The sequence below is a fragment of the Hyphomicrobium sp. genome (genome assembly GCF_009026145.1).
Taxonomy (GTDB): domain Bacteria; phylum Pseudomonadota; class Alphaproteobacteria; order Rhizobiales; family Hyphomicrobiaceae; genus Hyphomicrobium_A.
The window spans coordinates 1-2,336 of sequence record NZ_WBUE01000061.1; the positions used below are offsets into that span (position 1 = coordinate 1).

General features: G+C 67.4%; 4 protein-coding genes. All 4 read right to left on the minus strand.

Annotated features, from left to right (window positions below):
• Positions 1-280: biotin/lipoyl-containing protein (locus F9K20_RS21165; protein WP_291006775.1), on the minus strand; the 280-nt coding region annotated here is incomplete at its 3' end.
• 86 nt (positions 281-366) lie between these two features.
• Positions 367-795: a hypothetical protein gene (locus F9K20_RS21170; RefSeq protein WP_291006778.1), complete on the minus strand. Its 429-nt coding sequence runs from the start codon at positions 793-795 to the stop codon at positions 367-369.
• A 15-nt stretch (positions 796-810) separates the two neighbouring features.
• The gene (locus F9K20_RS21175; protein WP_291006781.1) at positions 811-1,245 is read right to left on the minus strand and encodes a hypothetical protein; all 435 of its coding nucleotides are present in this window, start codon (positions 1,243-1,245) and stop codon (positions 811-813) included.
• 35 nt (positions 1,246-1,280) lie between these two features.
• A partial coding sequence (locus F9K20_RS21180; protein WP_291006784.1) for a pyruvate dehydrogenase complex E1 component subunit beta occupies positions 1,281-2,336 on the minus strand: 1,056 nt, incomplete at its 5' end.

Here is a 2,336-nt window from a genome sequence, read left to right on the forward strand (position 1 = left end):
GAGGGGAACTGGGGGCGGTGGGTTTGGCGGCAGCCGGCATCTCGCCATCGAGAACGGCAATGGGCGTGTTGACCTTCACGCCCTCGGTGCCCGCAGCCACCAGCAGCTTTGCGATCTTGCCCTCCTCGACCGCCTCCACCTCCATGGTGGCCTTGTCGGTCTCGATCTCGGCGATGATGTCGCCGGGCTTGATCTGCTGCCCTTCCTCGACCAGCCACTTGGCGAGCTTGCCCTCCTCCATGGTGGGGGACAGAGCGGGCATCAGGATCTCGGTCGGCATGTCCTTGGCTCTCTTCCTTTGGTGAAAGCGCTTACAGTCTATCCATCACGCATAGCCGAAACCGGCAACCTGCGAAGCGCTTTTCTTCAATCGGCATAGCTGATCTGCGTCGGTGTCCACTTGGCCTTGCGGCGCGCAATGCGCGCGCTCGCGGTCTCGTCCTCGTAGACGACGGGCTCCGCGATGCGGCCGGCAAATTGGGGAATGGCAAGGCCGCGCACATTGAGAGCGGACCAGGTCCTGCCGCCCTCCTCGAGGACGACGCCGACGTACATCCCGCATTTCGCGCACAACAGGCTCGTCGCCGTGCGCGTTGCGAACCGGTAGGTGGTGAGCGCGCCCCGATCGCTCTCGATGAGCGCGCGACCCGCCGGATCGGACACCGTCATGGCCCCATGGCGCGTGCAGAACGAGCACTGGCACGCGCGCACCTGCAGCTCGGCGGCCGGCTTGCTGGCCTCGAGCGCGGCGCGGATGGCGCCGCAATGGCAGGTTCCGCGGAACGTTGTCGTCATCGCCTCCACCCGCAGCTAGCCTCGCATGCTCCGAGGCCGGTTGCGGAACCACGCCCACCGCCCGGCAATCTGCAGGCCCATGGCGAGATCCGGCGTGGCCGGCATGTCGACGAGCACCACCCTGATGTCGCGATGCTCGATCTCGCCGCCGGCTTCACGCGCCTCATCGTAGCGCCCGGCCTCGATGGCCCGCTGAAGGCGTTCGAACAGCGCGCGCGCCTGCCCGAACGCCGGGCCCGGCTCGAACAGGCAGATGTTCCAGGGAAAGTCGCTCTCGTCCTCATCGTCCCAGAGACGGCCGAGAACCTCCTCTCCGCAGACCAGCAGGAAATCCGGCGAACGATCCAAGGGCAACGGCTTGTCGAGCTGCCGCAGCCGCGCGCCCGGGCCGCCCCACACATGGCGGAGCAGGTCGTCCGCATCCACGTTCGCGTAGAAGGCCGTGTGCAAGAATCGCTCCGTCCAACCCATGGGGCCAGCCTCCTTCACGCGTAGCAGACGCTCTTGACGGCCTCCACCACCTGCTCGCTGCTCGGCAGCGCCAGACGCTCCAGATTGGCGGCATAGGGCATGGGTACGTCCGCACCCGTCACCTTGGCCGGCGGGGCATCGAGATAGTCGAAGGCCTGCATCGCCACCTGGGCGCAGATCTCGGAGCCCACCGAGCACACCGGCCAGGCCTCTTCCACCGTCACGAGCCGGTTCGTCTTCTTGACGGATTCGATCACGGTGGCGAGGTCGAGCGGACGCAGCGTCCTCAAGTCGATCACCTCGGCCTCGATGCCGTCCCCGGCGAGCTGGCCGGCGGCGTCGAGCGCATAGACCATGCCGCGGGCGAAGGAGACGATCGTCACGTGGCTGCCGGCGCGCACAACCTTGGCCTTGCCGATCGGCACCAACCAGTCGTCCATCTTGGGCACGGGGCCGGAGCTGCCGTAGAGGATCTCGTTCTCGAGCATGAGCACCGGATTGGGATCGCGGATCGCCGCCTTGAGGAGGCCCTTGGCGTCGGCAGGATTGGAAGGCGCCACGACCTTCATGCCGGGCACATGCGCATACCAGGCGGAGAAGCACTGGCTGTGCTGGGCGGCGACGCGGGCGGCGGCGCCGTTGGGGCCGCGGAAGACGATCGGGCAGCCGAGCTGGCCGCCGGACATATAGAGCGTCTTGGCGGCGGAGTTGATGATCTGGTCGATCGCCTGCATGGCGAAGTTCCAGGTCATGAACTCGACGATGGGCTTGAGGCCCGCCATGGCCGCGCCGACGCCGATGCCGGCAAATCCCTGCTCGGTGATGGGCGTATCGATCACGCGCTTGGGGCCGAACTCGTCGAGCAGACCCTGGCTCACCTTGTAGGCGCCCTGATACTGGGCGACCTCCTCGCCCATCAGGAACACGTTGGGATCGCGGCGCATCTCCTCGGCCATGGCGTCGCGCAGGGCCTCACGCATGGTCTGGGTGGCGGTCTCGGTGCCTGCGACCTCCGGCGCGATGCCTTGCGCCGGAGGAACTCCCTCCCCCCTCGTGGGGGAGGGTTGGGG